Here is a 24,562-nt window from a genome sequence, read left to right as displayed (position 1 = left end):
GTCATCGCCGACGGTTCGAGGCTAGCGGACGATGAAGCCTTTGAACCCGCTGGCCACCATGGCGTCGCAGGTCTCGCGATATTGCGGAATGCCGCCGGCATAGGCGATCAGTTCACCAATGCTGCCGTCTTCGCGCTTGTGGCGATACCAGGAGTTCTTGTTCGATCCGAGCATCGTCGGCTCGGATACCTCGACATGATGCGCCATCCATGCGGCTTCGGTCTCGGCGCTGGGCTCGATCGAGGTCTTGCCATTGGTGTGGACATAGGCAATTGCGTCGCCGATCCAGTCGACCTGGTGGTCGGCGCAAACCGGCAGGTTGCACAGCGCTGACGCAGGCGCGAACGGTGCCATCGTCATGAACAAATTGGGGAAGCCGTGTACCTGCATGCCGACTGTGGTGCGCAGGGCCTTGTTCCATTCATCGCGCAATGACCGGTGGTCACGCCCGGTGATGGCAATGCGGTTGATTGCGCCGACGCCGGCTTCGAAGCCGGTTGCATAGATAATGACATCAAGGTCGATGTGGCGCGTCGCGGTGTTGATACCGGCCGCGTCGATCGACACGATCGGCTCCTCGCGCAGGTCGACAAGTTCGACATTGTCGCGGTTGTAGGTCTCGAAATAGCCGGTCTCGAGCGGCACGCGGCGGCTGCCGAAATAATGGTCGGTCGGCAGAAGCTTGTCGGCAAGCTTGGGGTCGTTGATCCGCGCACGAATCTTGGCGCGCACAAATTCGGTGACATAATGCGAAGCTTCGGCATTGGCGAATGCATCGGCAAACGCGCCGCCCCAGATCTGCAGGGTGCCAGCCGCCCACAGCTCTTCAAGCCGCGCTTGACGCTCGGCCTCGTCGGTGTCGTCGAACATCGGTGGTTCGCCTTCATAGGCAAAGCCGCCGAACGTGTTGTGGACGACGCCGCGCAGCCGTTCGAAATCGGCCTGCGCCGCCGAATTCTGTTCGGGCGTGATCTTGGGGTTCTTCATCGGCACTGCAAAATTGGGCGTGCGCTGGAACACTGACAGATGGCTGACAATCGGCGCAATCGTCTGGATGACCTGAATGCCGGTCGCGGCAGTTCCGATGACGCCAACGCGCTTGCCTGCCAGTTCGACGCCGTCCTTGGGCCAACTCGCGGTGTGGCACGACACGCCGCGGAACGTCCCGGCGCCGGGAAACGGCGACTGGCGCGGCGCCGAAAGGCCGCCGCTGTTTAGCACCAGGAAACGCGTCGTCAGCGATTTGCCGTCATCGGTCGAGACGGTCCATGTGCCGCTCGCCTCGTCATAGTGTGCGGCAGTAACCTTGGTGTTGAATCGGATATGCTCGCGCAGCCCGAATTTGTCGCACGCGTGGTTGAGATAAGCCTCGATTTCGGGCTGCGCGGGGAAGCGCTCGGTCCATTCGCTCTCCTCCCACAAGTCGCGGGAGAACCAATATTGGTAGTGCGGGAAGTGCGAATCCACGCGCGCGCCGGGGTAGCGGTTGTGATGCCAGACGCCACCGACACCGTCGCTCGCCTCGAACGCCACAACGTTGAGCCCAAGCCGGCGCAACCGGTAGAGCTGGTGCAGCCCGGCGAGGCCGGCACCGACGACGACCGCATCGCAATCGGTCGCCGCTGATGCGTTCGTCTGGCCCGATACGGTGTTGGTGGCGGTGCTCATGGATATATCCCTCAATCGTTTGCTTGTTGTGACGTGTTAGATCGGCGCGCGTGCAGTGGAATGGTCAAGTTGAGCGCACCGGATCTGCACCATCCCAATTTCGTGCCGCGTCGCGAACGTGCCCGAACAGCGCCGCCAGTGCCGGGGTATAATCGGCGATTTCAAGCAGCGGCTGGCCGGGCGCATCGGCGTAAAAATAGCTGTAGCGCGGGCCGTTGCGCACCTTGCCGTGGCACTCCATCTCAAGACCGGCTTCGCGTGCCTGCTGGACGTGTGCATCATAGGTCGGTGACCATACCGATATGTGGTGGAGGCCGCCTCCGGTGGTCTTGAGGAATTGATGCCATGTCGATTCGCCGTCACCGTGCGGGCAGATCAGCTCGATCTGCAGGTCGCCCCAATTGCCGATGGCGATCGACATTTCGGGTGGCGGCAGTTCGCGGCCACGCTGGAAGAAATACTCGTTGGGCAGGTTGTTGGTGCGGAAAAACGGTCCGGCGCCAAGGCTGCCGGTCCAGTAGGCGAGCGCAGCGTCAAGGTCCGCGACGACGATGCCATTCTGTGTGGCCGGTCCGAACAATCTGCTCATGCGTCTAACCTTTCCGATATCGCAGCAGCCATGCCCTAGCTTACCCGGATAGCCATTTTTCCCAGATTGCCGCCGGCAAGCAGCCGGATAAGGCTGGCGGGCGCGTTTTCGAGCCCGTCGACGATGTCGAGGATGCTGCGCACAGCGCCGCTTTCGATCCAGCCTGCCAATCTGGCTTCTGCCTGGTCCTGCTGCGCGGCATAGTCGAGAACGATGAAACCCTGCATCCGCAGGCGCTTGGTGACGACGACGCCGGGGAGCAACGGCGAGCCGCCGGTTGCGCCGGTGTCATACTGGGACACGGCGCCGCAACAGACGATACGGCCGCCGAGGTTCATCGCTAGCAGGGCTGCATCGAGGCAAACGCCGCCGACATTATCGAAATAGACATCGACCCCGTTCGGCGTCGCGACCCGCAGCTGCTTGTGGAAGTCGGCGGCCTTGTAATCGACGGCAGCATCAAAGCCGAGCTCGCGGACCAGCCAGTCGCATTTGGCCTGCCCGCCGGCGATGCCGACCACACGGCACCCGGCCAACCGCGCCAGCTGACCGACGATGGTGCCGACGGCGCCGGCCGCCGCGGAGACCAGCACCACGTCGCCGGGACGCGGTTCACCGATATCGAACAAGCCGTGATAGGCGGTCAGACCGGTGACACCCAATACGCCGATCAGCAGTTCGGGTGTGTGCCGGCGGTTTCGCTTGACCAGGGCCGCAGCAGGCAGGGCAGCATAGTCCTGCCAGCCACCCATGCTGTCGACAAGATCGCCGGGCGCAAAGTCGGGAACGTTCGACGCCACGACTTCGCCAAGCGTGAAGCCGTGCATGACGTCGCCCGGCAGCACCTGTTCGCGATAGGTTGCACCGTTCATCCAGGCGCGATTGGCGGGATCGAGTGACAACATTCTGGTGCGGACAAGAACCTCGCCGTCACCGGGCTGCGGCATCGGGGTTTCCTGCCATCGGAACGTCGCTTCGGTGAGCGCGCCCTGCGGCGTATTGGCGAAAATCCATTGCCTGTTCGTCGTCAATGTCCGCTCCTTATGTTCATCTCGCAGCTAACCCTGAGATTAGGCAAAGGGTCTCTCCCGCCAGTTGACGAAGGGGTCGGGCAAATCTGCACTGACCCGATTGGGGAATGCCGGCGCGCGCTTTTCCAGGAAGGAACTGACACCTTCCTGCGCATCGGCCGAAGCCCCGCGCGACTGGATTGCCCGGCTGTCGGTGATGTGGGCTTCCATTGGGTGGTCGGCTCCGGCCATGCGCCACAACAGCTGCCGCGTCAGCGCGATCGATACCGGGGCGGTGTTTTCGATGATCATCCGAGCAATTGCGCGCGCCGCCGGCATAAGCTCCTCGGGTGCATGCAGCGACTTCACCAGACCGGCTTCCAGCGCTTCGGTTGCCGGAAAGATGCGACCTGTCATGCACCAGTCGAGCGCCGTCTGCAGACCGACGAGTTTCGGCAGGAACCATGATGCCGCGCCGTCGATGACGATGCCGCGGCGGGCAAAGACCAGACCGTAGCGGGCATCGGTGGAAGCGAGCCGGATATCGGCGGCCAGTTGCATCGTCACCCCGGCGCCGACCGCGACACCGTTTGCCGCCACGATGATCGGCTTGAGGCATTCGTACATGCGCATTGTCACCAGCCCGGCGCCATCGCGATAGATGTCGCCGACGCGGGTGACTTCGATATCGGGATCGGCAAGCGTTTCATAATCGAACGCCCCGCCGCCACCGAGATCGGCACCGGCGCAAAACGCCCGACCGGCACCGGTGAAGATAACGCAGCGGACGGCATCATCGGCGTCGACAGCATCGAAAGCCCGCAACAGATCCTGCGTCATGCGACCGGTCATGGCGTTCATCCGGTCCGGCCGGTTCAACGTGATCGTCGCTATGCCATCCTCGACCGCATAGAGCAGGGTATCAAACTGGGTGTCTGTCATCGCTTTTGTCTCATTCAACAGGTCAGGATCGCTGCAGCGCAGCACATTCGGGGCTGCCGGTCGGTATCGATCGCATTACTTCCGCTCGGGAGTGAACTCGATCGGCATGTTGAGGATGGCGCTGAACCAAAGGCTGCGCAAATAGGTCGGCTCGCCGACAATCCGGAAGTCAGGGATACGCGTGATGACTTCCATCAACAGATGCTTGAGCTGCATCGACGCCAGCCGGGCACCCAGGCAGATATGAGGTCCGATGCCGAACGACAGGTGCTTGGACGCATTGGCGCGGGTGATGTCGAAGCGGTCAGGGTCCTCGAACATGCCCGGGTCGCGGTTGGCGGCCGCATAGGACAGGTAGATCTTATCGCCGGCCTTGACCGCGCGCTCGCCAATCATCGTGTCCTGCGTTGCAGTGCGGCGGAACTTGATGACCGGGGGCGAAAAGCGCAGCACCTCGTCGATCGCGTTGGGCAGGTAACGTTCGGGATCGCTGCGCAGCAATGCGTATTGATCGGGGTATTCGGTCATGAGCCGGATGAAATGGACGGCGGTGGTGCGCGTCGTCTCGTGACCGGCGATGGACAGCAGCACAAAGAACATTGCGACTTCTTCGGGTGCAAGCTTGTCGCCATCAACCTCGCCATTGACGATGTTGCTCATCATCGTGCCGTCTGGATTGGCCGCCTTTTCAGCGGCTAGGCGCAAAGCATATTCCATCAGCTGCATGACCGACTGTCCGTGGTCGGTATCGGCGTTTTCGGTATCGGCGACGAGGTTACCCAGCTTGAAAATGAGGTCTCGATCGCCATCGGGAACCCCCAACAGTTTGCAGAATGTATAGACCGGCAGCCGCGACGCGACATCAAATACGAACTCACAACGACCGGCGGCGGCGACGTCGTCGACGATCGACTTTGCGACACGTGCGATTTCCGGTTCAAGCTCGTTGATCACGCGCGGCATAAAGATCGGGGTTACCAGCCGCTTCGTACGCAAGTGCCGGTCAGGGTCCATGCCCATCATGCCGGCGCGCTGGCGGGCGAGCGCCTCTTCGTCATAATCCCAGATAATCGGGCTGCCGAGCCACGAGGAAAATAGCTGCTGGTTGCGCGATACAGTATCGACGTCCTTGTAACGGGTCAGCACCCAGAAGCCCTTGTCGAGCGTCGCGCCGACCTGAGGACTGGAATAGGTGCCGGGCGCAGGCGGCGGGTTCCAGTGCACCGGGTCTTCGCGGCGCCAGCGCGCGAACAGCTCGAGCGGCGGCCCTTTGCCTTCCGGGATGAGGTCGACATCGACAAGACTGGTATCGAAGGCCAGATTCACGCGCAGAACTCCCTATGACATCCGGCGCGTGCCGCATGCTTGCACATGGGCCGGCCACCGCAGGTCGGATTGATGCGCCGATGGCGCATAAGGTTCGTGGACGGGACCCGATGAAACGTCGCACCATCGCGACGCCAGGCCCGCCGAACTTTCCCCGCAGCACGATGCTGACCTGCGACGCCGCCGACAAGTCGGACGCGCGCGCAGGCGCTATCGATTACATATGCGATTGCCCGGCGCTGGCGACGGGCACCTCAGGCGCCGATGCGGCTGCAAACTCGCGCAAGGCCTCGATGATGGTCTCGCGCTTGCGCCGCATGCGCGCGATCGGGCCGCCGACGCCCACTGCGAGCGGCGCGCTACCCATCGGCGAAGGGATCGCGACCGCCATGGCGCCAAGCCCGGGCGTTACGTCGCCAGCAGTGCTGGCAAACCCGTCCGCGCGGACCTGCTGCATCAACGCTATAAAGTCGGCTTCGCGGACCTTGAAGCGTTCCTCGCGGGCCTCGACGTTGCAGCGCCGGACCCAGGTGATTATCTCGGCATCGGGCTTGATGCTGAGCAACGCGCGACCTACCGCCGAGAATGTCAACGAGCGGAACTGGCCCGACTCGACGCTGAGCGTTTCAGGCTGGTGTGATTCTTGCGATAGAACATACTGCATCAGCGCGCCGTTCTGGATGCCCATGAACGCGGTCTCGCCGACGCGGCGCTGCAGCGCATCGAGCCGCGCCCCGATTGATCCGGCCTGGCCAAAGCGGCGATCGATCCAGCTTCCCAGCAGGGCGACGCGGATGCTCGGGGCATAGGTGCGATGAGCCCGGTCATATTCGAGATAGCCAAGTTCGGTGAGATTGCGCAGCAGCATGCTGGCGCTGGCCTGCGGCATGGCCAGCGACTCGGATACCCGGCCGACAGTGAACGGCCGCTGCTCGCGCGAGAAGAGTTCGAACAACGCCAGCGTACGTTCGGCCGACTTGATGGAACGTGGGGCGGTGGCCGTCATCGGTCAGTGGCTCCGGCTTCGTGGCAGGACAGTGCTGCTACACATGTAATGCATCGGTGCGGTCGGCACACGGCAATTCGGGCAATTTGTATTGCATATGTAATCGATTCCCGGGGCCAGCCAAGCCGGATTGCCGCCCGCTGCGCATCGCCGCATGTATGGTTCAATTGGAGGCAAGGCTATGACGAGCGATCCGAGGCCGAGGGCGACGTTGTGGCCCAAGGGACGGCTGTACGAAGATTTCCATGTGGGGCAGACATTTGACCATCATTGGGGGCGCACAATTCTGGAGGGTGACACGACGCTGTTCACCACGCTGACGCTGTCGTTCAATCCGCTCTATTTCAACCGCGCCTATGCGCTGGCGCACGGCCATCCCGACATCGTCGTCAACCCTCAATTGGTGTTCAACGTCGTGCTCGGGCTGAGCGTCGAGGATTGCAGCGAGATCGGCGGGCCGTTCCTCGGCGTTTTCGACCTGACTTATGACCGCCCGGTCTATCCGGGTGCGACGCTGACGGCGCGCAGCACGACAACCGAAACGCGCATTTCCGAAAGCAATCCGGCCAACGGCATCGTCACCTGGCGCACCGAAGGTTTCAACGAAGCCGGCGAACGGGTGGTCGGCTTCCGCCGCTCGAACCTCGTGCGCCTGCGCAATCCGAAGCGAGCTGCATGATGGGCGAGCTATCCAAACTGACCGGCAAGAACAATTACTTCGAGGATTTTGCTGTCGGGCTGGTCATCCGCCACGCGCGCGGCAAAACCGTTACGCCGCTTGAAAACGTGCTGATTACCAACATGGTCATGAACACTGCGCAGGGTCATTTCAACGAGCATGCGATGGCGGCGACGCCGTTCGGCACAATCATCTCCTATGGCGGCGTCAACTTCTCGCTGGTGCTGGGGCTGGCTTGCCAGGATTGCTGCGAGAATGCACTGGCCGAACTCGGTCTCGACAATATTCGCCTGACCAAGTCGGTCACGCACGGCGACACGCTCTACGCCTATAGCGAGGTGCTCGAAACCGGCGATGCCGATCGCGACGACGCCGGCATCGTCGTGTTCCGCCACTATGGCTACAACCAGCGCGACGAGCAGGTCGCCCAGGTCGACCGCCGCGTGCTGCTCAAGCGCAAGAGCCACTGGGCCGATCGATGAGCGAGGCCACGCCAGCCTTCGGGGCACTGCGCGATATCCGGATCATCGACCTGACGCAGATGCTCGCCGGCCCCTATGGGACGATGATGCTTGCCGACCACGGCGCCGAAGTTATCAAGGTTGAAGCGCCGGAGGGCGACATGACGCGCGGCGGCGGTCCGTTCCGCGCCGACGATAGCGAAAAGGTGCTCGGCGGCTATTTCCAGAGCATCGGTCGCAACAAGCGCAGTGTGTGCCTCGACCTCAAGACAGAAGCCGGCCGAGCCGCGCTTAAGGCCCTTGTGCGCGATGCCGATGCAGTGACTGAGAATTTCCGTGCAGGCGTACTTGAGCGGCTCGGCGTCGGCTACGAGGTGCTGCGCGAGGTCAATCCGCGGCTGGTCTACGGCGCGTTGCGCGGGTTCGGCGACCAGCGCACCGGTGCATCGCCCTATGTCGATTGGCCGGCGTTCGATGTCGTGGCGCAGGCGATGGGCGGCATCATGGCGACGACAGGCCCCGATGCTACAACGCCGACCAAGGTCGGGCCGGGCGTCGGCGACATCGTGCCCGGGATGATGCTGGCTTTCGGCGTGCTCGCCGCGATCCATCATGCCCGGCGCACCGGCGAGGGCCAGTTCGTCGACATTTCAATGGTCGATGCAGTGCTCGCCGTCTGCGAACGCTCGGTGTGGCAGCATTCGGTGCTGGGGGAAGTTCCCGGCCCCGAAGGCAATCATCACCCATTCCTGTGCCCGTTCGGTATGCTGCCGGCGGCCGACGGGTTCATCACCGTGGCCGCGCATCAGGACGCGTTTTTCAAGATCATGTGCAACGCCATCGGCGCGCCAGAATTGCCGGATGACCCGCGCTTCGTCGATGTGCCGTCGCGGACGGCCAATCGCCATGTCCTGATCGGCCAGTTGGGTGCGCTGACCAGCCGCTTCACCAAGTCCGAGCTGATGGAGCGGCTTGGCGGGCGCATCCCGTTCGGACCGGTGATGAACATCGTCGACATCGAGCGTGATCCGCATTTCGCGGTCCGAGAAATGGTCGTCGACCTTGAACAGCCCGGCTCGGCGACCCCGATCCGCGTCGCCGGCGTGCCGATCAAGATGACCCGCACGCCGGGCGGCGTGCATCGTCGCAGCCCTTATCTTGGCGAAGACACCGTCGTGCAGTTGCAGCGCGCCGGATTGACCGATGCCGAAATCGCGGCGTTGATCGCATCGCGCGCCGCGCGCACCTATCGTGGATGAAAGGACTTTCCGTCATGACCAACCGCATTCAACGCCCGCGCCGGTCGCAACTGTCGGTGCCCGGTAGCAGCGAGAAGATGCTGCAAAAGGGTGCCGCCTCGGCGGCCGATCATGTGTTCTGTGACCTCGAGGATGCGGTCGCCCCAAGCGCCAAGGTCGAAGCGCGCGACAAGATCGCCTGGGCACTCAACAACCTCGACTGGGGCAAGAAGACCCGTTGCGTACGGATCAACGACGTCACCACCGAGTGGTGCCATGACGATATCATCACCGTTGTCGAAAAGGCCGGCAAGAACCTCGACACGATCATGCTGACCAAGCCGTTTTCCGCAGCCGATGTGATCTTTCTCGACCGCATGCTCGGGCAGCTCGAAAAGAAGCTCAAGCTCGACCGCCGGATCGGTATCGAGGTGCTGATCGAAGAAGTGCAGGCGCTCCAGAATGTCGAGGAGATCTCGCGCAGCAGCGACCGCCTCGAATGCCTGATCTTCGGCATGGGTGACTATTCGGGTTCGCAGGGCATCGACACTGCAGCGATCGGCGACGGTGGCAGCTATCCCGGCGACATCTTCCACTATGCCCGCTTCCGCATCACCATGGCGGCCCGCGCTGCCGGGCTAGACGCGGTCGATGGCCCCTATGCCAATTTCGGCAATGACGCGGGATTCCGCAGTGAAGCGATGCGCGCCAAGTCGCTCGGCATGGTCGGCAAATGGGCCATCCACCCATTGCAGATTGCCCCGGCGCTCGAAATCTTCTCACCTGATGCGCGCGCCGTTGCCAGTGCCCGCAAGATGGAAGCCGCATACCGTGACGCCGAGGCACAGGGCCTTGGCGCGGTGCAGGTCGATGGCGTGATGGTCGATGTCGCGGTGCTGCGGCTGGTCCGCAACACGCTCGACAAGGCCAACCTCTATGGCCTCTGACTCTGCGGTCGCGCGGCCGCGACGCAGCGCGCTCTACCTGCCGGCGAGCAACGTGCGTGCCATCGAAAAGGCACGCGATCTCGATTGCGACGTCGTCATCCTCGACCTCGAGGATGCAGTCGCGCCCGATGCCAAGGTCTCTGCGCGCGCCAATGCCGTACAGGCTGTGCGCGATGGCGGTTTCGGCCGCCGCGAACTGGTGGTGCGGGTCAATGGCCTTGACACTGCCTGGGGGCACGACGACCTTGCAGCGTGCGGCGCGATCGGCGCCGATGCCGTGCTGGCGCCCAAGGTCGGCAGCGCTGCCGATGTGCGGGCCTATGACGGACAGCTCGCCGGTAACACCGCGCTATGGGCGATGATCGAAACCTGCGAGGCCGTGCTCGGCGTCGCGGCCATCGCCGCAGCTGCAGCGCAGTCGCGGCTGGCTGCGTTCGTGGCCGGCACCAATGACCTCGCCAAGCAAATGCGCGCGCGCCAGACGCCTGACCGGCAGATTTTCGTGCCGGCGCTATTCAACATGGTCGCCGCCGCGCGTGCCAACGGGCTCGCGGCACTCGACGGCGTCTACAACGCGCTTGAAGACGATGCCGGGCTCGAAGCGCAATGCCGGCAAGGCGCGGATTTCGGGTTCGACGGCAAAACTCTGATCCACCCTCGGCAGGTGCCAATTGCCAATGCGGCGTTCGGCCCGTCGGCCGACGAAGTTGTCTGGGCGCGGAAGGTGGTAGCGGCATTTGCCGACCCGTCGACCGCCAGCAGCGGCGTCATCCGGCTTGAAGGCCAAATGGTCGAACGTTTGCACCTTGCCGAAGCACGGCAATTGCTCGCAATCTGGTCGGCAATAGGCGGCACCGACGGCTGACCGGCGGATGCAACTGCCCGGCGGTCGCGCCATGGTGGTGCCAAATTGGGGAGGGACGGATGGACTGGAATATCGGCAAGGTCAGCGTCACGACGATTTTCGAACAGGATCTGGAAGGACTGGTCGCCATCATCCCCGCCGCAAAGCGGGACGCCGTGCGCGCCATCGATTGGCTGGCGCCTGATTTCGCCGATGCCGAAGGCAATATCGACGGTGTCATCCAGGCGTTCGTCATCCGCGCCGGCGGGCGGCTGATCGTCGTCGACACCTGCGTCGGCGATGACAAGGACCGGCGCGTGCTGGAAGCCTGGCACCACGCGCACACCGGCTTTCTCGACCGCTTCCGCGCCGCAGGGTTCGATCCGGCGGCCGTCGACATCGTGCTGTGCACCCACCTCCATCTCGATCATGTCGGCTGGAACACCTTCTGGACGGGTACCCACTGGGCGCCGACCTTTCCCAATGCGCGCTACCTGTTCGCCGATGTCGAGCTGGCGCACTGGGAGGCCGAACGCGCCACGCTGGCGACGATCGATACCGACCCTAATGACCATCACCTCGATTTCCTGCGCGACCAGCGGCAGACGCACGCCGATTCGGTCCAGCCGATCATCGATGCCGGCTTGGCCGATGTCGTCAGCACCAGCCACCGGATCTGCGATGAGGTCCGGCTGGAACCCACACCCGGCCACACGCCCGGCCATGTCAGCGTCGTCATCGAATCGGACGGCGCGCTCGCGGTGATCACCGGCGACAGTTTCCATCACCCGTGCCAGATGGCGCATCCCGAATGGTCGACATCCGTCGATGCTGACTCCGCGCTCGGCATCACGACGCGGCAGGCGATGCTGGGGCGGCTTGCCGGCACGCAGGGCGTGCTGATGGGATCGCACTTCGCACCGCCGACGGCGGGCCGCGTGGTCGCTGACGGTGCCGGCTACCGACTGGTGAGCGACAAGGCCTAGCGCCGCGTCGGCTTGCCGAGCAGTGCGTCCGAAATGATGCGCTGCTGGATTTCGGACGTGCCCTCGAAAATCTTGGTCAGCCGCGCGTCGCGCCAATAGCGTTCGATCGGGTGCAGCGTTGTGTAGCCGGCGCCGCCGAGGATCTGCAACGCCTCGCTGGTCACGCGCTCGGACATTTCCGACGCGAAATATTTGACCATCGAGGTTTCGCTCGTCGCCGCCGCGCCGCCGTCGAGCAGCCGGCAGGTGTGGTACATCAACTGGCGTGCTGCCTCGATCTCGGTCGCCATCGTCGCAATCTTGAAGCGGATAGCCTGGAAATCCGAAATCGGCTGGCCAAACTGCACACGCTCGCGGGCATAGCCGATGGCGTGGTCGAGCGCCGCCTGCGCCAGCCCGATCGACCGTGCGGCGGTGTGCGCGCGCGCCAGCCCCAGTGCTGCGGCCGTTGCCTGAAACGCACGGCCCGGCGCGCTGCCGCGGTCGCTGGCCGGTGCGACGGGCGCACGTACATCCTCAAAACGCAGTTCCCAAGTCTTCCAGCCGAAATAGCCAATCTTGGGAATAGACGAGCCGGTCACGCCCTTGGGCAGTTCGCCTTGCGGCTTTTCGACCGAGATGCTGACAGTGCCAGCCTTGCCGTCGGGCGCATCAGGGTCATCGATGCGGCAGAGCACCGAGATAAAATCGGCGCCATCGGCAAAGGTGCACCAGTATTTGTTGCCGGTGATCACCCATTCGTCGCCGTCACGACGGGCGCGGCAGGCAACGCTCGACAGGTCGGATCCGGTCTGCGGCTCGGATAAGGCCGCTGCGCCGAGATAGCGACCCTGCGCCATCGCCGCGATCTTGGCGTCGCGCGCTGCACCTTCGCCGGGGATCGAGCGATAGAAGCCGTTGCCGCGTGCGATCAGGCTGGCCACACTCATCCAGCCCTTCGCCAATTCCTCGGCGACAAGGCAGTATTCGAATGCGCCAAGACCCAGTCCGCCATACGCCTGCGGGATCATGATACCAAAAAACCCCAGGTCGCCCATCTTGTGGATCAAGGCACGCGGAATATCGGCCTTTTCGGGATCAAGGCGGTTGGCCAGCGGCGTCACTTCGGCGCGCGTGAACTCGCGCGCGACATCGCGCATCATCACCTGTTCGGCGGTGAGGCCTGCAGCCTGGTCAGCGTTCGATGACATTGTTCAGACCCCGCGCGTGGATTTGATCGTTTCGAGCACCGGCAGCAGATAACCCAGAAAAGCCTCGGGGTTCTCGGACATCGGGAAGTGGCCGACATCGTTCATGGCAGCCCAGGTTGAACCGGCAATCGCCGCATGCGCTGCCTGCCCGAGCTCCATCGTGCCACTGGCATCATATTCACCCGACAGGATGTGGACAGCAACCTTGCCTGTATCGATGTGCTGGGCCTCGTCACGCAGATCATAGTCGGCGATGTAGTAAAACAGGTCGCCCAAAAAGGCCGGTGGCCAGCCGGCGGCATAGACCTGGCTGGTTTCCTTGCGATAATGCTCGGGCGAGGTCGGGCTCATCAGCGCATTCATCAACCGTGCCTTATATTCGTTGCTGATCTGCGGGTGCCACAATTCGGTCAGCGTCGTAAGGTCGCCCTCGATATTGAGCCCGCCTTCCAGTGAAATGACGGCGCTGAACACATCGGGGTGGTGTCGCGCCAGATCGAGTGCCAGCAGGCCGCCGACCGAGCAGCCCATAAAAACCGGACGATCAAGCCCAAGCGTAGCGGCCAACGTTACCGGTACCGCACGCGCCACATCGGCGGTAAGCCGGTATTCATTCGCCCACCATTTGGGCCCGAGTGGAGGTAACGACTTGCCATGGAACGGCAGGTCATAGGCAATCAGGCGGAAATGGTCAGTGATCGCGCGGCATTCGAACAGGTGCCGCCATTGGCTGCCATGACAGCCGGCGGTATGCTGCAGCAGCAGTGGAATGCCGGTGCCGGCTTCCTCGAAATAGATGCGGTGATCCTGCCCATCGATATCGATGTGGACATAACGGCCGACCGGGCTGTCGAAGTGGCCGGGTTGTGCACGCGCGGGCAGGGCCGTCACGGCGACGGACGGCCTCAGCAGTTCGATCGCGCGCATGATCGCGGGATAATATTGGGCATAGCGCACCTGATCGCCCGCCATCTGCATCAGCTCGGCGCCAATCAAATTGCCGATGTCGTTGTAGAACCGCGGCGGCTTGGCCGCCAGCAGCTGGGCCCACACCTCATCGGTCGCGGTCAGCGTAATGACGCCCGGTGCGCCGGCGCCGGGATCACCGGCGGCAACCGCACCGTCGGTCAGCGTGATAGCAGCGACATAAGTGCTGAAATCGAAGCGCAGTCCGCCGGTCCAGAACCGCGCGGCGATGCGAAACTCGCCGTCAGCAGAGCAGTTGCGTGCCAGGGTTTCAGTGGACCATTCGCGTGATGCCGTCATGCCGTCGTCTCCCCATCTCTGGTCCGACCCGGATGCTCTCCGGTGTCGCCAACTTGCTGTCGATCAGCTCGCCGCCTTGGCATAGGGAGCGACGCTGTCGACGCGCGCCGTCCACGCCACAATATTGCGGCTGGCCGCGAGTGCGTCGCGTGCTTCGACCGCATAGAGCAATGCATTGACCTGTGCGATCACCGCGAGATCAGCCACCGAAAGACTGCTACCGATCAGCCAGTCGCGGCCATCGAGCATCGCATCGATTGCCGCGAAGTGTCGCTGGGCATCGGCCACGACCTGCGCCACCGGCTTGCGGCCCAGACCCTGTGTTTTGGTCAGGGCGCCGGCACCTTCGAGTATCCGCTGGCGGACATCGTCGTGCGACAGCCCCGGCATGCCGGCGGCGAACTCGTCAAGCGCTGCTTCAAGGTTGTGCGCCCAGGCCAGCCGCATGGTGATTTCGTAGAAATACAGGCTTTCGTCGGCCCAGTCCTCGATCACATGCGCCAGTGCCGCGTCGCGCGGGTCGACCGGTATCAGCGGCTTTTGCGGAAACGCAGCTTCAAGATGGCGGATGATGTCGGTCGAATCCCAGATTCCAGTCCCGTCGTGATCCATCGCCGGAAACTTGCCGGTCGGGCTGACCTTGGCATAGCGCCCGCCCGGAACCGCGGCGCGTTCAACTTCGTGAATATCGAACGCAATGCCCTTGTAGGCGAGGGCGCGGCGCACCTTCTCGGTGAACGGCGAGGTGGCGAGCTGATAGAGCGTGATCATTGTCCGGCCTCCGCTGCACCGCGCGCGGCCCATTGTGCCCCGACATCGGCGATGATCTGGTCAATTGCATAGCGCGCGGCCTCGGCCGTCATCGGCGCCTGAGCGGCAAAGGCAGCAAGTACTTCGGCGTGGCGCGCCTCCGCAGCTGCCAGCGCAGTCGCATGGGTGACGATCAGGAAATCACCGCGCGCAACGCCTTCGACAGCAGCGCGACCTATCCCCGCGGCGGGCATGCCGCGCGCCATGATGGCGCCGCCGAACGCCTGTGCGGCAGCATCATCTTGCTCCAGCGGGCCGTGACGCTTTGACAGATGCAGTTCGGTTTCGACCAGTCCCGGGCACAATATGCTGACGCCGATGTTGGCCGGAAGCTCGGCGCGCAAAACATCCGCCATGCCGAGCACCGCCTGCTTGGTCGCCGTGTACAACCCCATGCCGGCGCTCTGCATGCCGATCGAATGTTCGGATCCGGTCAGGCAGATGTGGCCGGCGCTTTCAGTGTCGCGCATGCGGCGCGCAAATACGGCGGCGGTGTTCCAGGTGCCGCGGACATTGACGCCGAAAATCCAGTCGAGCGCCTGCGGCGTCGCGTCGATCAGCGGCCCGCTGACGCTGACGCCGGCGTTTGCGAATACCAAATCGGCTGGCCCGAAGCTGCTTTCAGTGGCATCCGCCAACGCCTCGACCGACGCCCGGTCGGCCACATCGCACGCCACCCCGACCGCACCGCCGCCGAGTTCGGCAGCGACCAGCGCCGCGCGCGCGCCGTCGATGTCAGCAATCACGACTTTGGCCCCGCGCGCCAGCAATTCGGTCGCGATCGCGCGGCCGATCCCCGAAGCTCCCCCGGTGACGACGGCAATCTTACCTGAAATCTGCATTGGCGTGCCTAAAGCTTGATGGTGACGCACTTGAGCTGCGTATAGTGGTGCAGCGCTTCGATGCCCTTTTCGCGACCGTAGCCGCTGTTCTTGTAGCCACCGAGCGGCGTCTCGACGCCACCGGCTTGATATTCGTTGACGTAGATCTGACCCGCCTCGAGCGCCGCCGCGACCCGGTGTGCACGCGACAGATTCTGCGTCCAGATTCCAGCGGCGAGGCCATATTCGGTATCATTGGCGATGCGGATAGCCTCCGCTTCGTCGGCAAATGGAATGACGACCAGCACCGGGCCGAAGATTTCCTCGCGTGCGATGCGCATGTCGTTGGTGACGCCGGCATAGACCGTGGGCGGCACGAACCAGCCCGCGTTCCATTCGTCACGCGCATCGAGATTGCCGCCAACAATGGCACGGGCGCCGTCCTGCCGGGCAATCTCGAAATAGCTGCGGACGCGGTCGTACTGTGCGCGCGTCGTGATCGGGCCGACCATCGCGTCGCTCTGCGGGCCCACCTTGACCGCAGCGACCGCGGCAGCGAGCGCCTCGACAACCTGGCCGTGGACCGACGTCTGGACCAGCAGCCGGCTGCCGGCGAGGCAGACCTGCCCGGCATTACCCGAAAACGCGCGCACGGCGCCGGGGATCGCCTGCTTCAGGTCGGCATCGTCGAAGATGATGTTGGGCGATTTACCACCGAGCTCGAGCGTCAGCGGGATAAGCCGCTCGGCCGCAATATGGCTGATTGCACGGCCGGCGCGGACACTGCCGGTGAACGCGACCTTGCGTACCAGCGGATGCGACACCAGCGCCGCGCCGCACGCTTCGCCTTCGCCCAGCACGACGTTGAACACGCCCGGTGGCAGGCCGCATTCCTCGCACGCCAGTCGCGCCAACTCGACAGTGGAGGCGGAGGTGAATTCGGACGGCTTGGCGACAACGGTGTTGCCCGCCGCCAGCGCCGGAGCGATACCGCGCGCGGCCTGGTTGATCGGCGCATTCCAAGGCGTGATGACGCCAACGACACCGAACGGCTCGCGCGTGGTGTACGAATGATAGCCGGCGCCGAGCCCGATGACCTCGCCATGGAACAGGTTTGCCAGCCCGCCGTAAAATTCGAAATATTGTGCCGCGACCTCGACTTCGAGCGGTGACTGCCACGCCGGCTTGCCGGTCTGCCGGCTTTCGATGGCCGCGATATGCGCGGCCTTCTCGCGGATCTTGGCGGCAATGGCGAGCATGATGCGCCCGCGCTCGATCGGCCGACGGTCGCGCCAGGCAGCCGCTGCCGCAGCCGCAGCGCGCACCGCAAGGTCGACATCGGCCGCCGAACCGGCAGCAACCTGGTCCACCGCCGCACCGGCGCAGGGGTCGAAGGCATCGATATAGTTACCGCTAGCCGGCGCATGGCTGGCGCCATTGATGTAATGATCCCAGCGTTGCAGCTGGCTGGATTTTGGCTGTTCGCGCGTCATGTCGAATTGCTATCCAATCCTGACCTCGCACGTAAGCCGCGTGCCCAATCGATTACAACTGTGATGGAGAGCTGCGCATTTGGGCGACGTGGAGGCTATGCAATGCACAATGCCGTCCGTCTTCGCCGAACGTGAACGAACGGCAGTTTCCGCTGCCAAAGGGCCACCAACCCGCCATTCCGCTTACGGCCCCAATTCGGCCGAAGTTGGTAAGGTCCCTATAGCGCCCCATCCGGCAGTTCCGAGCAATCCGTGCGTCTCCATGAACCTTAGGCGAGTCCATTTAAAGTCGACTGTGGTCTCTCAGCTACGTGATGCTTTGCGGTGTTGCTTCGGCGTTGCGCCGGTCACGGCAACAAATGCCCGGTGAAAATTCGCCTGATCCGTGTAGCCGACGTGTTGGGCGATTTCGGCGATCGGTCGATTGGATTCGGCCAGCATTTGAATTGCGCGTTCGATCCGCACATTGCGTACTATGTCACGATATGAGACGCCTTCGCATGCCAAACCGTGTTGCAGCGTGCGACCGGCCCGGCCCAGTTCCGCGGCGATCGATTCCAGATCAACAGTGTCCTCGAGTGGCCTACCGGCGAGCGCATGCCGCACCGCATCGACCAGTGATGTCGGCAGCGGCACCTGGAGATATTGTGGCAGGGCGTCGAGAGATACGTCCTCGGCCCATTTTGGCGCTGGTCGTCGCCGGCGCAGCCATGCTGCCGGAAACGACACAGCATGGGCGCTACTGCGTGGTACCACTCGGCTGCCGACAATGGCTTCGATGGCACGCGCATCGGGTGCATAGCCACTGACGATGTGCACGGCGATCTGGTCCGCATCGCGGTCGCCAAATTCGCGGAGAACTGCGATCAGCGGCACGATGATGTGCAGTGCATGGTTATCCAGATCGGTCGTTCCCTCGATCGCATAGGTCAGACGCCAGGTCGCTCGCGCGCCGTGCACCATGAGATGTGACGCAACGCCGTTGGTGTGCAAACGCGAATAGGCTTGCGCGCGACTGACCACCCCAGCGAGGTCGTTGGCGGCGAGTGCGAACGCCATATAGGGTCCGAATGCCTGTGCCGGCATTGCGACACCTATGCGGGCGCCAATCGTTCGATCACCCAGCAACATGGATGCATCGGTGAAGGTATGAATGATGCTTTGAAAGGGCACCGGCATGAGTGCATCAAGCACCGGCTGTTCGGCAAATCCGGGCAAATGGCTACGCTTGCGCAGAACATTAGCGGCATCGTCACCGAAATCGCGCGCGACGATAGAAAACAGCGGGCCGAAGCCTGACGCGCGCGCGAACAGTGGGAATTGCCTCGCGATCTCCCGTCTCCCCCAGAGTTACCATGCGGCGCGGTCATAGGCCGCGGTCTGCTGAAAATTCGTCTGAAATCGGCGCAAAATGACAATACCAGCTTTAGAACGTCGGCGTAAATATCAGCTGGATGTAAACTGCGCCGGGGCTCGGCTGTCCGCTCACTCACGCACGGAAAGACCAGAAATGAACCAACGGAATTCATCGTCGATCCGCGTCACCCTATTTGCGGCGACGCTGGGAGCAATCACGCTGACTGCGCCTGCGTGTGCCGAAGGGGTGCCTGCCGCCACCGCCGAAGAAGAAGCTGCAAAACTCGCCAAGCAATTGTCCAACCCGGTGGCGGACCTGATCAGCGTACCGTTCCAGGGCAATTGGGATTCGGGCGGCGGCCCCGACGGCAAGGGTAGCAAATATTGGGTCAACATCCAGCCGGTGGTGCCGATCCACCTAAACGATGACTGGAACCTGATCTCGCGCACGATCCTGCCGTTCATCACGCAAAGCCATATCACGCCGGGCCCCGCGACCGGACAGACCGGCTTCGGTGACACGACGCAGAGCTTTTTCCTGTCGCCCACGAAGGGCGGCCTGATCTGGGGCGTCGGCCCGGTGATCCTGGTTCCGACGAGCACGAGCCCGGGCCTGGGTGGTGCCAAATGGTCGATCGGGCCCACAGGTGTCGCTCTCAAGCAATCCGGTCCGTGGACGATCGGCGTGCTTGCCAACCAGATGTGGTCATTCGCCGGCAATGCGCGTCAGGCTGATGTAGATGCGCTATATGTCCAGCCGTTCCTGACCTACACCACGAGGCACTTCACCACCGTCATCCTCAACAGCGAAACGACGTGTAACTGGAAACTTCAGGGCAACCAGTGTGCCGTGCCGATCAACCTCGATGTCGCGCAGCTGATGAAGATCGGTGGCCAGCGCGTCCAGTTCGGTGCCGGCGGGCGGTATTATGTGTCGCGGCCAGAAGGCACCGCCGAATGGGGTATCCGCGCCTTCGCCACATTCCTGTTTCCGACGGGCAAGAAATAGCGCGCGCATTCGAAAGCAGCAGGAGCAGCCTTGATGAACACGATAGGCAAATACATCGTTCTGGCCGGCGCAGCGGCACTGACGTGCGCTGCGGGCGGGGCCAGCGCCCGCATGGTCGAAGGCCGGGTTCTGGGCGGCAACGCACCGGTCGCCGGCGCTGCCGTCACCTTATGGGTAGCGTCTTCGACCGCACCGCAGGAAATCGCCCATGCGACGACGAATGCCGAGGGTCGTTTCACCATCGACATCCCCGCTGCCGCAGCGGGCACCAGCCACTATCTGATCGCCAAGGGCGGTCGTTCGGCGCTGCGCGGCGGCGAAAATCCGGCAATCACGCTGGTGACGGTGTTGGGCAGCGAGACACCGCCGCGCCTCACAATCAATGAGTTCACCTCGATCGCTGCCGCCTACACGCACGCGCAGTTCATCGACAACCGCGGCATTAGCGGACAGCCGCTCGGGCTCAAAATCGCCGCGGGCAATGTCCCCAACTTCGTCGATCTCGAAACCGGAGGCTGGGGCGAGGCGATCCAAGGCCCGCTCAACGGCGGCCAGACGCCGACGATGGCGAATTTCGCGACGCTCGCCGATGCGATGGCGGGCTGTGTGACGAGCGTGCGTGCAAACGCCTGCGCGCTGCTGTTTGCTGCAGCGCAAGGCCCCGACCAAGACGCGCCGCGTGATACGTTCGCCGCAATCCGCACGATTGCGCGCAACCCCTGGTACAAGCCGGCGCGGGCGCTGGCGCTGATCGCTGACTTCTACCCGACCAACCCGCGCACGCAGATGCGCGAGGTGCCGTTCATGCCGTACCTGCTGCGCGAGCCTAGCGCCTGGGTCATGCCGCTCAAGTTCGACGGCGGCGGCTACCGCGCCGGTGGCAAGGCGATGTTCGACAGTCAGGGCAATCTGTGGGTCGGCGACAACTTTACCATCGGCTGGCAGGGTCAGGACTCGCTTTGGCAGGGCCATGCCAGCAAGTTCGCGCCCAACGGCAAGCCGCTGTCGCCGATCACCACCGGCTTCACCGGCGGCGGGATGGAAGGCGGGACGTTTGGCGCGGCGGTCGACGGCAACGACAACGCCTGGCTTACCAGCTACGGCAGCAAAGCGATCACCGTGTTCGACAAGAGCGGCAAGCCTCTAACGCCGCCCGAGGGGCTGACGTTCGGTGGCCGGCTCGGGCTGATGCAGGGCATCATCGTCACCAAGACAGGTGATGTCTGGGCACTGGGGATCGAAAAGGACCAGCTCGTCTATTTCCCCAAGGGCGACATCGCCAAAGGCCGCATCGTCTGCGAGGGCAAGAGCGCCGAGCCGTGCAAGTCGTTTGCCGCGCCGTTCCATCTCGCTATCGACCAGCAAGACCGGATCTGGGTGTCGAATAGCGGCGCGCCGCATGTCACGGTGTTTTCGGCCGCCGATCCGACCAAGGTCGAAAAGCATGCCACCGGCATCAACAACAGCGGCATGGCCATCGACAGCCTCGGCAATGCCTGGATTACCAATCGCTTCGGTACCGGTGCGCTCGGCATGGCACACCTTGTCGACATGGGCGTGCACCTGAAAGAACGCGGCGTCGCATCGGCATCCGACTATCTGACGTCAATCATGTCGAAGCAAAAGGGCGGCGAACATGGTGGATCGGTGACCCTGATCCGCCCCGACGGCAGTTCTTTCCCCGGCGCCCCGTTCAAGAGCGGCGGTCTGCCCGGCCCTTGGGCGGTGGTCGTCGACGGCAACGACAATGTCTGGATTTCGAACTTTGCCGGCGCAAGCAGCCCAATTGTGCAGCTGTGCGGGGCGCGTACCGAAAATTGCCCGCCCGGCTTCAAGACCGGCGACCAGATCTCGCCGCCCGAAGGCTATGTCGGTGGCGGCTTGCAAATGCTCACCGACATCGCGGTCGATCCCGCCGGCAACGTCTGGGCAATGAACAACTGGCAGGATATCGATGCCTGCATAGGTGTGCCGCCCGAAGCTCTATCCACGCGCTGCGGCGGACAGGGTGTCGTGATATTCTATGGCATGGCAGCACCAGTGGCAGCACCGCAAATTGGCCCCGCACGCCGACCTTAAGCGGGATCGGGCGGCGCTTGAGCTACGCTGCGCGCAATTGGAGCGTAAATGTCCGCAATGTCTGAATTGCGGCGATTTGCCGTCAGTCAGCTTTCGGCCCCACACTAGACCAATATCCGCCTCGCCGCGCCGCGCCCCATTTGCGAAATCTATCGCCAGCTTGTGTTTGACCGCGGCCCCCTAGGTTCCCAGCCGCTTCGCCATCGCCGCCACCGCATCGGCTGGAAACAGTTCCGCCACCAAGGCCCTGAAGCGGGGCTCGCGGCGCAACGGATCGAGCAGCGGATCGGTCAGCGAGAATTGCACGGCGCTGTCATGCGTCGCCAGTGCCTTGTCGAGCGATGCCAGCGCCAGCGCCTTCTCCCCGCGTTGGGCATGGATCTGCGCCAGCTGGTAATGGAATCTGTCGTTGTTGATGGCATCGAGGGCCGCAACCGCTGCATCGCTTGCGGCACGGCTGCCGGTCCGCGCCTCGATCACGGCGGTGGCGGCGTAACGCTGCCAGTCCAGTTTGAACTGCGGCAGGCCAATGCGTGCTGAGGCAAAGTCGCCGGTTGCCAACAGCACCGCGATCTTTTCGGTCCACCCGAACGAGCCATTCGAAAGCGCCAACGCAGCGTCCGCAGCCGTCAGCGCCTCGCGATACTGCCGGTCACGGGTCAGCGTGTCGGCCAGCGCAGCCTGGCTGTTGGCATTGAACGGATCCCGCGTCAGCCCGGCCCGCGCCAGAGTGGCACCCCGGGCGGGATAGGCGATGCCGATCAGGCGCGCGGCGATGGCCAGCACCCGGACATCGTTGCTGTTCAGTTTCAGCGCCGCGTCGGCCTCTGCGACCGAGCCCTTGATGTTGCCGTCGAACATCATGCCGCTGGCATTGATGATGCGCACATAGGCCGATTGTGGGGCGACCGTGACGGCGCGCTTGATCAGCGTCCGCGCCGCGGCCCGCGCGGCCTGTGGGTCGGCCGGGTTGCCATAAAATCTGACCAGGACGCTCTTGTTGGCAATCGCGTCGGCATAGTCTGGGTCAAGCGCCAGGGCGGCATCGAGCAGTGCGATGCGCTGGCGTGCAATGTCCTCCCCGTCGCCGGTCAGGCCCAATTGCCGCTGCTTCAGGAACAGTGCCTGCGCCTCGGCATTGCCGGTGCCGCCTGCCCCCTCTGCGCTCAGTTGCCGGCCGATCTGGCTGCCGATCCGGGTACTCAGCGCCGCCGCGACGGCGGTGGCGATGCTGCTCTGGATGGCAATAACGTCGCCCGGCGCCCGGTCAAAGCTGTCCGACCAGCGCTCGACGCTGGTCTTGCCGTCAATCAACTGGGCAGAGATGCGCACCTTGCTGGGCGATTTGCGAACGCTGCCGGTCAGGACGGTATCGACACCCAATTGCGCTGCGACGTCTTTTAGATCGTCGGCATCGCGGAACTTCTCCGAACTGACCCGGCCGATGACCTTGACCTCGGGAATCCGCGCCAGCGTCGTGCGCAATTCCTCGGCCAGACCGTCGGAAAAATACGCCTGTTCGGGATCAACCGACAGATTGGTAAACGGCAGCACGGCGATTGAAATCGCCCCGGCAGGCACATTGCCACCCCACATCCGCCAGGCGCCGAAACCCGCCCCCGCCGCCAGCAGCGCGCCGCCGCCGCCGAGCAACAGGCGTCGGTCCAGGCCCTTGGCTGGAAGCGGCACAGGTGCAAGGGCGACAAGTGCCTCCCCACTTGTGCGCGCCCGTACTGCCGCCAACACGGCCTTGTAGCGTGCATCGCTGCGCGCGCCCTTCCAGCCGCTGAGTTGCAGCGCCTGGATTTCGCCAAAGCCCAACGGCGGATCAACCGCATCGATACGCACCGGCAGATAGGCGCCGCGCCGTTGCGCCCAGGTCGCTTCGTCGCGCACGAAGCGTCCCTCGGGGCCAACCGAACGTGTGCTCCAGACGACGATGACGACGCGCGCGGCTTCCAGATTGCTCTCGATGCTGGCGCGCCAGTCGTCGCCGCCGCCGATGTGTGCATCCCACCAGAGGGACAGCCCTTCGGCCTGCAGCGCCTTGACCAGCGGCGCCACACGGGCGCGGTCCTCCGCTTTGTAGGAAACGAAAACGTCGACCACCCAACCCCCTTGCGTTGCGCAGAGGCGACATTAGCCGAGCGTCGGCAAATTGCCAGACCGTGGGGTGTCAGTGCCGCTCAGTGCAGTGCATCGGCGCGACTTCTGGCCATTGCGGTGCGTCTGTAGCCGGCACGCGGGACACAAAGTTCCCACAAATTGGCAGATTTGCAAACGCGACGCTCAGCGGCGGCTAGCTCAGCTAGACGCCAACCTGGCAATTCCCTGCGCGGACGGCAACTTCGGTCATGTGGGCGCTGAAAACCAGCCATTCCGTTTCGGGGCCGTTTGCCGAACGGCAGCTTCCGGTTCTGCACCCGATGTAAGCTGACATTGGCTGGCAGCAAAGCACCTGCGGCATTGAACTTTCACGCCGCATTGTCGGACAGGAAGTTCATGCACCAGCGCTAGACAGCGAAACGGCGGAGGTCAATGTTGACCCCCGCCGCTTGCATGTTTTGCCGCAGCTGCGACGTAGCTGGCTTAGAAGCCCCAGCTCAGCGTTGCGGTCACGCCGTTGTCCTTGGTGTTCTTGCCCAGGACACCGACGTAGCCAACGCCGACGCGGAAGGCGCCGAAGCTGTAGTCGATACCGGCTTCGAGCGAAGCCGCATCCTCGTCGAACGCCACACCGTAGATCGACGCCGGGCTGTTTGTGCCCGTGATGGCGACGATGGCTTCCGGCGAGCGGTCGCCGCTGGTGTGCAGCCAGCCAGCCGAACCGCGCAGCGAGGCG

The 24,562-nt window shown here is 63.7% G+C and carries 22 protein-coding genes; 8 read left to right on the top strand and 14 right to left on the bottom strand.

Translation table 11 applies throughout. The features are described 5' to 3' along the window. Positions 1–21 precede the first annotated feature (21 nt). The 6 genes from EUV02_RS00105 to EUV02_RS00080 form a co-directional block, all read right to left on the bottom strand. On the bottom strand, positions 22–1,668 hold the full coding sequence (locus EUV02_RS00105) for a flavin-containing monooxygenase (RefSeq protein ID WP_135244221.1): 1,647 nt from the start codon (positions 1,666–1,668) through the stop codon (positions 22–24). Positions 1,669–1,732: 64 nt separating this feature from the next. Then, positions 1,733–2,257: a VOC family protein gene (locus EUV02_RS00100; protein WP_135244220.1), complete on the bottom strand. Its 525-nt coding sequence runs from the start codon at positions 2,255–2,257 to the stop codon at positions 1,733–1,735. 35 nt (positions 2,258–2,292) lie between these two features. Then, positions 2,293–3,288, bottom strand: a complete 996-nt coding sequence (locus tag EUV02_RS00095) for an NADP-dependent oxidoreductase (RefSeq protein WP_135244219.1) — start codon at positions 3,286–3,288, stop codon at positions 2,293–2,295. Between the two features lie 39 nt (positions 3,289–3,327). Further along, the gene (locus tag EUV02_RS00090) at positions 3,328–4,209 is read right to left on the bottom strand and encodes a crotonase/enoyl-CoA hydratase family protein (protein WP_135245296.1); all 882 of its coding nucleotides are present in this window, start codon (positions 4,207–4,209) and stop codon (positions 3,328–3,330) included. 75 nt (positions 4,210–4,284) lie between these two features. Next, entirely contained in the window at positions 4,285–5,535 is a 1,251-nt protein-coding gene (locus EUV02_RS00085; RefSeq protein ID WP_135244218.1) for a cytochrome P450, read from the bottom strand. A 217-nt stretch (positions 5,536–5,752) separates the two neighbouring features. Then, positions 5,753–6,541, bottom strand: a complete 789-nt coding sequence (locus tag EUV02_RS00080) for an IclR family transcriptional regulator (protein ID WP_135244217.1) — start codon at positions 6,539–6,541, stop codon at positions 5,753–5,755. Positions 6,542–6,722: 181 nt separating this feature from the next. Here EUV02_RS00080 and EUV02_RS00075 point away from each other — a divergent pair, with 181 nt between their 5' ends. The 6 genes from EUV02_RS00075 to EUV02_RS00050 are packed head-to-tail and all read left to right on the top strand — an operon-like array spanning position 6,723 to position 11,696. Next, positions 6,723–7,220 (top strand): MaoC family dehydratase, encoded by a 498-nt coding sequence (locus EUV02_RS00075; protein WP_135244216.1) that lies wholly within the window; start codon positions 6,723–6,725, stop codon positions 7,218–7,220. Continuing rightward, positions 7,217–7,702 (top strand): MaoC family dehydratase, encoded by a 486-nt coding sequence (locus EUV02_RS00070; protein ID WP_243445713.1) that lies wholly within the window; start codon positions 7,217–7,219, stop codon positions 7,700–7,702. The genes EUV02_RS00075 and EUV02_RS00070 overlap by 4 nt, the downstream gene beginning before the upstream one ends. Next, positions 7,699–8,940: a CaiB/BaiF CoA transferase family protein gene (locus EUV02_RS00065; RefSeq protein WP_135244215.1), complete on the top strand. Its 1,242-nt coding sequence runs from the start codon at positions 7,699–7,701 to the stop codon at positions 8,938–8,940. The genes EUV02_RS00070 and EUV02_RS00065 overlap by 4 nt, the downstream gene beginning before the upstream one ends. Positions 8,941–8,954: 14 nt before the next feature. Then, positions 8,955–9,866 (top strand): HpcH/HpaI aldolase/citrate lyase family protein, encoded by a 912-nt coding sequence (locus tag EUV02_RS00060; protein ID WP_135244214.1) that lies wholly within the window; start codon positions 8,955–8,957, stop codon positions 9,864–9,866. Next, positions 9,856–10,731 carry an HpcH/HpaI aldolase/citrate lyase family protein gene (locus tag EUV02_RS00055; protein ID WP_135244213.1) on the top strand — a complete coding sequence of 292 codons (876 nt, stop codon included), beginning with the start codon at positions 9,856–9,858 and terminating at the stop codon, positions 10,729–10,731. The genes EUV02_RS00060 and EUV02_RS00055 overlap by 11 nt, the downstream gene beginning before the upstream one ends. Before the next feature lie 59 nt (positions 10,732–10,790). After that, complete coding sequence (locus EUV02_RS00050) at positions 10,791–11,696, top strand: MBL fold metallo-hydrolase (RefSeq protein WP_135244212.1); 906 nt, start codon at positions 10,791–10,793, stop codon at positions 11,694–11,696. On the opposite strand, the gene EUV02_RS00045 is transcribed toward EUV02_RS00050, so the two are convergent. The 6 genes from EUV02_RS00045 to EUV02_RS00020 all read right to left on the bottom strand — a co-directional run bounded on the left by EUV02_RS00045 (position 11,693) and on the right by EUV02_RS00020 (position 18,494). Continuing rightward, the gene (locus EUV02_RS00045) at positions 11,693–12,886 is read right to left on the bottom strand and encodes an acyl-CoA dehydrogenase family protein (RefSeq protein ID WP_135244211.1); all 1,194 of its coding nucleotides are present in this window, start codon (positions 12,884–12,886) and stop codon (positions 11,693–11,695) included. The two genes, EUV02_RS00050 and EUV02_RS00045, sit on opposite strands and share 4 nt — an antisense overlap. A gap of 3 nt (positions 12,887–12,889) precedes the next feature. Beyond that, positions 12,890–14,152, bottom strand: coding sequence for an alpha/beta fold hydrolase (locus tag EUV02_RS00040; RefSeq protein WP_207790068.1), 1,263 nt, complete (start codon positions 14,150–14,152; stop codon positions 12,890–12,892). A 63-nt stretch (positions 14,153–14,215) separates the two neighbouring features. After that, complete coding sequence (locus tag EUV02_RS00035; protein ID WP_166430435.1) at positions 14,216–14,923, bottom strand: glutathione S-transferase family protein; 708 nt, start codon at positions 14,921–14,923, stop codon at positions 14,216–14,218. After that, positions 14,920–15,804, bottom strand: coding sequence for an SDR family oxidoreductase (locus EUV02_RS00030; RefSeq protein WP_135244209.1), 885 nt, complete (start codon positions 15,802–15,804; stop codon positions 14,920–14,922). Before EUV02_RS00030 ends, EUV02_RS00035 begins: the two co-directional genes overlap by 4 nt. A gap of 8 nt (positions 15,805–15,812) precedes the next feature. Then, positions 15,813–17,276 carry an aldehyde dehydrogenase family protein gene (locus EUV02_RS00025; RefSeq protein ID WP_135244208.1) on the bottom strand — a complete coding sequence of 488 codons (1,464 nt, stop codon included), beginning with the start codon at positions 17,274–17,276 and terminating at the stop codon, positions 15,813–15,815. Positions 17,277–17,579: 303 nt separating this feature from the next. Then, a complete protein-coding gene (locus EUV02_RS00020) occupies positions 17,580–18,494 on the bottom strand; it encodes a helix-turn-helix domain-containing protein (RefSeq protein WP_279379484.1) in 915 nt (304 codons plus the stop codon). Positions 18,495–18,786: 292 nt separating this feature from the next. Between EUV02_RS00020 and EUV02_RS00015 the strand changes: the two genes are divergently transcribed. Beyond that, the gene (locus EUV02_RS00015) at positions 18,787–19,641 is read left to right on the top strand and encodes a hypothetical protein (protein WP_207790067.1); all 855 of its coding nucleotides are present in this window, start codon (positions 18,787–18,789) and stop codon (positions 19,639–19,641) included. Between the two features lie 33 nt (positions 19,642–19,674). Then, positions 19,675–21,720, top strand: coding sequence for a hypothetical protein (locus EUV02_RS00010; RefSeq protein ID WP_135244206.1), 2,046 nt, complete (start codon positions 19,675–19,677; stop codon positions 21,718–21,720). A 180-nt stretch (positions 21,721–21,900) separates the two neighbouring features. Here the strand turns inward: EUV02_RS00010 and EUV02_RS00005 are convergent, their stop codons facing one another. Both EUV02_RS00005 and EUV02_RS15565 read right to left on the bottom strand, forming a co-directional pair. Continuing rightward, positions 21,901–23,829 carry a TIR domain-containing protein gene (locus EUV02_RS00005; RefSeq protein ID WP_135244205.1) on the bottom strand — a complete coding sequence of 643 codons (1,929 nt, stop codon included), beginning with the start codon at positions 23,827–23,829 and terminating at the stop codon, positions 21,901–21,903. A 480-nt stretch (positions 23,830–24,309) separates the two neighbouring features. Next, on the bottom strand, positions 24,310–24,562 hold a 253-nt coding region (locus EUV02_RS15565), incomplete at its 5' end, for an autotransporter domain-containing protein (RefSeq protein ID WP_166430434.1).

Source organism: Glacieibacterium arshaanense (assembly GCF_004681125.1).
Lineage (GTDB): Bacteria > Pseudomonadota > Alphaproteobacteria > Sphingomonadales > Sphingomonadaceae > Polymorphobacter_A > Polymorphobacter_A arshaanense.
Note: the sequence above shows the minus strand (reverse complement) of the source record. Positions and strands in the feature narration are given on the sequence as shown.